Source organism: Paraburkholderia sp. Cy-641 (genome assembly GCF_011752945.1).
Classification (GTDB): Bacteria; Pseudomonadota; Gammaproteobacteria; order Burkholderiales; family Burkholderiaceae; genus Paraburkholderia.
On record NZ_VWWM01000041.1, the window covers coordinates 73269 to 79454 of the forward strand.

The window sequence follows — 6186 nt, forward strand, 5'->3', positions numbered from 1 at the left end:
TCAGTACGGTTTGAAGTAGTCGAAGGGTTCGCGGCAGTCGAGGCAGCGGTACAGGGCTTTGCAGGAGGTCGAGCCGAATTGCGCGAGCCGCTCGGTGTGCGCGGAGCCGCAGCGTGGGCAGGCCGGCGCCGACAGCGAGCGCGGCACGAAGCGCAGCACTTTTTCCCGCGGCGCGGCTTGGGTCCTGGCGGCGGAACCGCAGTTGCCCGTCGGCGGCGCGATACCGTAGGCGCGCAGTTTTTCGCGGGCGTCGGCGGTGATCCAGTCGGTGGTCCAGGCCGGCGCGAGCACGGTGGCGACGCGGTAGGGCGCGAGTTGCGCGGCGTCGAGCGCATGACCGACGTCTTCGGCGATCTGCGACATCGCCGGGCAGCCCGAGTAGGTTGGCGTAATCACGACTTCGAGCATGCCGTCGGCGGCGCGCCGCACGTCGCGCAGGATGCCGAGCTCGCGGATCGACACCACCGGAATCTCCGGGTCCGGCACCGCTTCGAGCACGGCCCACGCGCGCGCGCGCGCCGGGTCGGTGGCGGTATGAGCAGCGGTATTGGCTGCGAGCGGAGCGGTCGAGGTCGTCATCGCGCGCTTTACCAGGTTGCGCCCGGATGCTGGCGCGCGAGGCTCTGCATTTCGGCGAGCACGAAGCCCATATGCTCCGAATGCTCGCCGTGCTTGCCGGTGCTCACGTGCCTGACCGCTTCGGGCAGCGTCAAGGTCGCTTCGTCGAGTGTGGCGCGCACGTCTTCGAGCCAGGCGGTTTCCAGTTCCGACGTGCGCGGGCCGATGCCGGCCGCGGCGATCACGTCTTCCACCGCATCCGCGCTGAAAAACTCGCGCGTGTACGGCATCAGATAGTCGAGCGCGGCTTGCGCGCGGCGATGCGATTCGTCGGTGCCGTCGCCGAAGCGGATCAGCCACTCGCCGGCGTGATGCACGTGGTACGTCGTTTCCTTGATCGACTTCGCGGCGATCGCCGCCAGTTGCTCGTCCGTGGAGTTCGCCAGCGCGCTCCACAGATGCGCCATCAGCGTCGAGTACAGGAAATTGCGCACGATCGTGACCGCGTAATCCTTTTCGGTTTGCGCGGTGCCGGCGAGCGGGCCGTAGTGCGGCAGCTCGACGAGCGTGTAGTTGGCGAACTCGCGTTCGGTGCGGAAGTACGCGTAGTCGTCCTCGGTACGCTGCTTGCCGGTGAGCTGCTGTTCGAGCGCGGCCGCATGCGTGTACAGCAGACGCGCCTGGCCGATCAGGTCGAGGCTCATGTTCGACAGCGCGATGTCCTCTTCGAGGATCGGGCCGTGGCCGCTCCACTCGGTGTTGCGCTGACCGAGGATCAGCGCGGTATCCGCGAGACGCAGCACGTACTGGAGGTGTTGGGGCGTGATAGGCATGGCCGCGCTTACATGTGGTTGACTTCGTCGGGGAGCGTGTAGAACGTCGGGTGACGGTAGATCTTGTCGGCCGCCGGTTCGAACAGCTCGGCCTTCTCGTCCGGCGCGGACGCCGTGATCGCCGAAGACGGCACCACCCAGATGCTCACGCCTTCCTGGCGGCGCGTGTAGACGTCGCGCGCCATGCGCAGCGCCATCGGCGCGTCGGCGGCGTGCAGACTGCCGCAGTGCTTGTGGTCGAGGCCCTGCTTGCTGCGCACGAACACTTCCCAAATCGGCCATTCCTTGTTCATTGCTGATCTCCTGATTCCTGACTTTCGCTAATCGCGCGCCGTGCGGTTCAGGCGGCGTGCTGCTGCGCGCGCTGGCGCTTCTTTTCGGCGTGGGCGAGCGCGGCTTCGCGCACCCAGGCGCCGTCTTCGTGGGCTTTGACGCGGGTCGCGAGGCGCTCGCGGTTGCACGGGCCGTCGCCGTTCACGACGCGCCAGAACTCTTCCCAGTCGATGTCGCCGTAGTCGTAGTGGCCGCGCGCCTCGTTCCATTTCAGGTCCGGGTCGGGCAGCGTGACGCCGAGCACCCTGGCCTGCTCGACGGTTGCGTCGACGAATTTCTGGCGCAGGTCGTCGTTGGTGATGCGCTTGATGCCCCATTTCGCCGACTGGTTGCTGTGGACCGAATCCTTGTCGCTCGGGCCGAACATCATCAGCACCGGCCACCACCAGCGGTTCACGGCCTGCTGCACCAGTTCGCGCTGGGCTTCGGTGCCGGCCATCATCGCGAGCAGCGAGTCGAAGCCCTGGCGCTGATGGAACGACTCTTCCTTGCAGATGCGGATCATTGCGCGGGCGTACGGGCCGTACGTGCAGCGGCACAGCGGGATCTGGTTCATGATCGCGGCGCCGTCGACGAGCCAGCCGATCACGCCGACGTCGGCCCAGGTGGGCGTCGGGTAGTTGAAGATGCTCGAATACTTGGCCTTGCCCGCGTGCAGCGCGGCGATCAGTTGATCGCGCGACACGCCGAGCGTTTCTGCGGCGCTATATAGATACAGTCCGTGGCCCGCTTCGTCCTGCACCTTGGCGATCAGGATCGCCTTGCGCTTGAGGCTCGGCGCGCGGGTGATCCAGTTGCCCTCGGGCAGCATGCCGACGATTTCCGAATGCGCGTGCTGCGAGATTTGCCGGACCAGCGTTTTGCGGTACGCCTCGGGCATCCAGTCCTGCGGCTCGATCTTGCCGTCGGCGTTCATGACCGCGTCGAAGCGCGCCTGCTCGGGAGAGTTCGCGTCCGCATCGAGCGGGGCGACATTGCCGGGAATATCCAGGGATTGCGTGTACATGGGACGCTCTCTGCGGAAGTGATCTGTGTCGGCGTAGTATAAATCAACCGACCGGTCGGTTAATAAATTTTTTGAGGATAAATGTGTCGACTGATAGGGGCTACCGGGGCGTGTTACGAATCCATTGCGGGTATGCCGCAGTCCTGAGGCACGGGCGGTTCATGACCGGCTGAGGCCCCGTTGCGGCACTTACCCCGGTAAAATCGAGAATTGGCCGCGATTTGCGGCCCACTTGCATCTCCGGTACCCATGTTACGTCTAAGCGAAATCAAACTCCCGCTCGATCATCCCGAAAGCGACCTCGAAGCGGCCGTCCGCGCGCGCCTCGCGGAACTCGGCGTGGCCAGGGACGGGCTCATCCGATACACGGTGTTTCGCCGTGCGCACGACGCGCGCAAACGCGCCGACATCAAGCTCACCTACATCGTCGATGTCGAAGTAACGGATGAGGCGGCCGTGCTGAGGCGGCTCGCCGACGTGCCGCACTGCGGCGTGACGCCCGACATGAGCTACAAGTTCGTCGCAAAGGCGCCCGCGCAGTCGAATGCGCCGCGCCCGGTCGTGATCGGCATGGGGCCGTGCGGGCTGTTCGCGGGGCTGATCCTCGCGCAGATGGGCTTCCGGCCGATCATCCTGGAGCGCGGCAAGGCCGTGCGAGAGCGCACTAAAGATACGTTCGGCCTGTGGCGCAAGTCGGTGCTCAATCCGGAGTCGAACGTGCAGTTCGGCGAGGGCGGCGCGGGCACGTTCTCGGACGGCAAGCTGTACAGCCAGATCAAGGACCCGAAACACTACGGCCGCAAGGTGCTCGACGAATTCGTGCGGGCCGGCGCGCCGGAAGACATTCTTTACCTGAGCCGGCCCCATATCGGCACGTTCCGGCTCGTCAGCATGGTCGAGAAGATGCGCGCGACGATCCACGAGCTGGGCGGCGAGGTGCGCTTCGAAACCCGTGTCGAGGACCTCGACATCGACGACGGCAAGGTGCGCGGGCTGAAGCTTTCCACGGGCGAGACGCTGCGCTGCGATCACGTCGTGCTCGCGGTCGGCCATAGTGCGCGCGATACGTTTCAGATGCTGCACGATCGCGGCGTTTATGTCGAAGCGAAGCCGTTTTCGCTCGGTTTTCGCATCGAGCATCCGCAAGGTGTGATCGACCGCAGCCGTTTTGGCAAATTTGCCGGTCACAAACAACTGGGCGCAGCCGACTATAAGGTGGTGCACCACTGCAGCAACGGGCGCGCGGTCTACAGTTTCTGCATGTGCCCGGGCGGTACGGTGGTCGCGGCGACTTCCGAGCCGGGGCGCGTCGTCACGAACGGCATGAGCCAGTACTCGCGCGCCGAGCGTAATGCGAACGCCGGCATCGTGGTCGGCATTACGCCTGACGATTACCCCGGCGGACCGCTCGCCGGCATCGCTTTCCAGCGCAAGTGGGAAGAGCGGGCGTTCGAGCTCGGCGGCGGCAACTATATGGCGCCGGGCCAACTGGTCGGCGATTTCATCGCGGGGCGGCCGTCCACGTCGCTCGGCTCGGTGGTGCCGTCGTACAAGCCTGGCGTGCATCCGACCGATCTCAGCACCGCGCTGCCCGATTACGTGATCGAGGCGATCCGCGAAGCGCTGCCGCAGATGGAGAAGAAAATCGCCGGTTTTGCGATGCATGATGCGGTGCTGACGGGCGTCGAGACGAGAACGTCGTCGCCGGTCCGGGTGCGTCGCGGCGACGATTATCAGAGCGTGAACGTCGAAGGGCTGTATCCGGCGGGCGAGGGTGCCGGGTATGCCGGCGGGATTTATTCGGCAGCGATCGACGGGATCGAGGTTGCGGAAGCGCTCGCGCTGAAGCTCGTGGGAGAGCAGACGGCTTGAACTGCGGTGGCGGCGGCGTGCGCGCGGGCGGTGTACGTCGTTGGGTAGCGTTGTCCGCGATTGCCGCGGCGATCGGGCACAATGCGCGTTTCGCCCCGAACCGATCCTCCGAATGACCATTCGCACCTTGGCGGCCGCCTGCGGCGCGGCGCTGCTTGCCCAATTCGCCTCCTTTGCCGTTTCCTCGAACGCTTTTGCCGCCGACACCTCCGGACACTGGGTCGCCGCATGGGCAACCGCGCTGCAGCCCATTCCGCAACGGGCCGAATTGCCCTCGCTTTATCGCGCCCCGGAAGTGGCCGGGCGCACGGTTCGCCAGATCGTTTATCCGACGCTGTCGGGGAAAAGTGCCCGCATTCACCTGAGCAATGCGTATGGCAAGACGCCGCTCGTCATCGATGAGTTGCGCATTGCGCGCTCGGCGGGTGGCGCAGCAGCTGTCGGCGATGGGGTTCGCGTGACTTTCGGTGGTAAGGGGGCGTTGAGCATTCCGCCGGGTGGGGAGCTGGATAGTGATCCGATCGCGCTCGATATCGCTGAAGGCGCACCGTATGCGATCAGTGCGCTCATGGGGCCGGAGCAGCGGATTGTCGCCTGGCACCGCGTGTCGAACCAGGTGAATTATGTGTCGGCGCCCGGCAATCACGCGGCTGATCCTGCCGCCGCGGCGTTTCGTGGCCGGTTCACGCAATACGTGTGGGTGACGGGGTTGTCGGTGGAGGCCGCGGCGCAGTCGGCTGCCATCGCCGCGATCGGCGATTCGATTACCGACGGCATGCGCTCGAGCCTGAACCAGAACCGCCGCTGGCCGGATGCGCTGGCTCACCGGCTGGCAGGCAGTGGCGTGCAGTCGACCGCGATCGTGAATCTCGGTATTAGCGGCAATCGGCTGCTGAGTGATTCACCCTGCTACGGCGACGCGCTCCTGAGCCGCTTCGATCGCGACGTTTTGCGCTGGCCGGGCGTCAAGGTGGCGATCTTGCTGATCGGTATCAACGACATCAATTTTGCGGCGATGCCGCCGCATGGCGGGCTCGACTGCGATTTCCCGCATACGTCGGTGACGGCCGCCGACCTGATCGCCGGCTATCAGCGAGTGATCGCGGCCGCGCGGCGCGATGGCGTCAAGGTGTTCGGCGCGACGCTGACGCCGGCTTCGTTGCCGCCGGAGCGGGAAAATATCCGGCTCGCCGTCAACCAGTGGATTAGGAGCGGCCATGCTTTTGACGGCGTCGTGGATTTCGACGCGGTGTTGCGCGACCGGGCGCAGCCGGAGCGGTTGCAGCGCGCTTTCGATAGTGGCGATCACATTCATCCGAGCGATGCAGGCTATGCCGCAATGGCTGATGCCGTTCCGATCGAGGCTGTGGTGAGCGCGACGCGGAAGTGAGTCGCTGGAAGTAAGCGCCAACATTTTTTAAGTGAAAGCGAAAATGGGAGTTGACGGAGTGGGAAACAGTCTCCATAATCTCGTTTCTCTGCTGCAGACGCAGCGACGCAAACGAAGCGGTGCCGGGTGGTTTGGGTGCTGTGAGTTTGTGGACTGATCTTTAAAAACCAACAGCCGATAAGTGTGGGCGCTTG

Annotated in this window: 6 protein-coding genes; 2 read left to right on the forward strand and 4 right to left on the reverse strand. The window is 65.1% G+C overall.

Features of this window, described 5'->3' with window-relative positions:
• The 4 genes from paaD to paaA are packed head-to-tail and all read right to left on the reverse strand — an operon-like array spanning window position 1 to window position 2730.
• Window positions 1–579, reverse strand: coding sequence for a 1,2-phenylacetyl-CoA epoxidase subunit PaaD (paaD, locus tag F3J20_RS21490; protein WP_167284457.1), 579 nt, complete (start codon window positions 577–579; stop codon window positions 1–3).
• Between the two features lie 8 nt (window positions 580–587).
• Complete coding sequence (gene paaC / locus F3J20_RS21495) at window positions 588–1391, reverse strand: 1,2-phenylacetyl-CoA epoxidase subunit PaaC (protein WP_167047601.1); 804 nt, start codon at window positions 1389–1391, stop codon at window positions 588–590.
• An 8-nt stretch (window positions 1392–1399) separates the two neighbouring features.
• Window positions 1400–1684 (reverse strand): 1,2-phenylacetyl-CoA epoxidase subunit PaaB, encoded by a 285-nt coding sequence (paaB, locus tag F3J20_RS21500; RefSeq protein WP_167047604.1) that lies wholly within the window; start codon window positions 1682–1684, stop codon window positions 1400–1402.
• A gap of 47 nt (window positions 1685–1731) precedes the next feature.
• Window positions 1732–2730, reverse strand: coding sequence for a 1,2-phenylacetyl-CoA epoxidase subunit PaaA (paaA, locus tag F3J20_RS21505; protein WP_167284458.1), 999 nt, complete (start codon window positions 2728–2730; stop codon window positions 1732–1734).
• 249 nt (window positions 2731–2979) lie between these two features.
• Here paaA and F3J20_RS21510 point away from each other — a divergent pair, with 249 nt between their 5' ends.
• Window positions 2980–4602, forward strand: coding sequence for an NAD(P)/FAD-dependent oxidoreductase (locus F3J20_RS21510; protein ID WP_167284459.1), 1623 nt, complete (start codon window positions 2980–2982; stop codon window positions 4600–4602).
• Window positions 4603–4714: 112 nt separating this feature from the next.
• Entirely contained in the window at window positions 4715–5992 is a 1278-nt protein-coding gene (locus F3J20_RS21515; RefSeq protein WP_167284460.1) for an SGNH/GDSL hydrolase family protein, read from the forward strand.
• The last annotated feature ends 194 nt before the right edge of the window (window positions 5993–6186 follow it).

What these genes read in the sequence shown, in the direction of transcription:
- paaD (WP_167284457.1), bottom strand. Translation starts at nt 579, where the DNA reads ATGACGACCTCGACCGCTCCGCTCGCAGCCAATACCGCTGCTCATACC.
- F3J20_RS21510 (WP_167284459.1), top strand. Translation starts at nt 2,980, where the DNA reads ATGTTACGTCTAAGCGAAATCAAACTCCCGCTCGATCATCCCGAAAGC.
- paaC (WP_167047601.1), bottom strand. Translation starts at nt 1,391, where the DNA reads ATGCCTATCACGCCCCAACACCTCCAGTACGTGCTGCGTCTCGCGGAT.
- F3J20_RS21515 (WP_167284460.1), top strand. Translation starts at nt 4,715, where the DNA reads ATGACCATTCGCACCTTGGCGGCCGCCTGCGGCGCGGCGCTGCTTGCC.
- paaA (WP_167284458.1), bottom strand. Translation starts at nt 2,730, where the DNA reads ATGTACACGCAATCCCTGGATATTCCCGGCAATGTCGCCCCGCTCGAT.
- paaB (WP_167047604.1), bottom strand. Translation starts at nt 1,684, where the DNA reads ATGAACAAGGAATGGCCGATTTGGGAAGTGTTCGTGCGCAGCAAGCAG.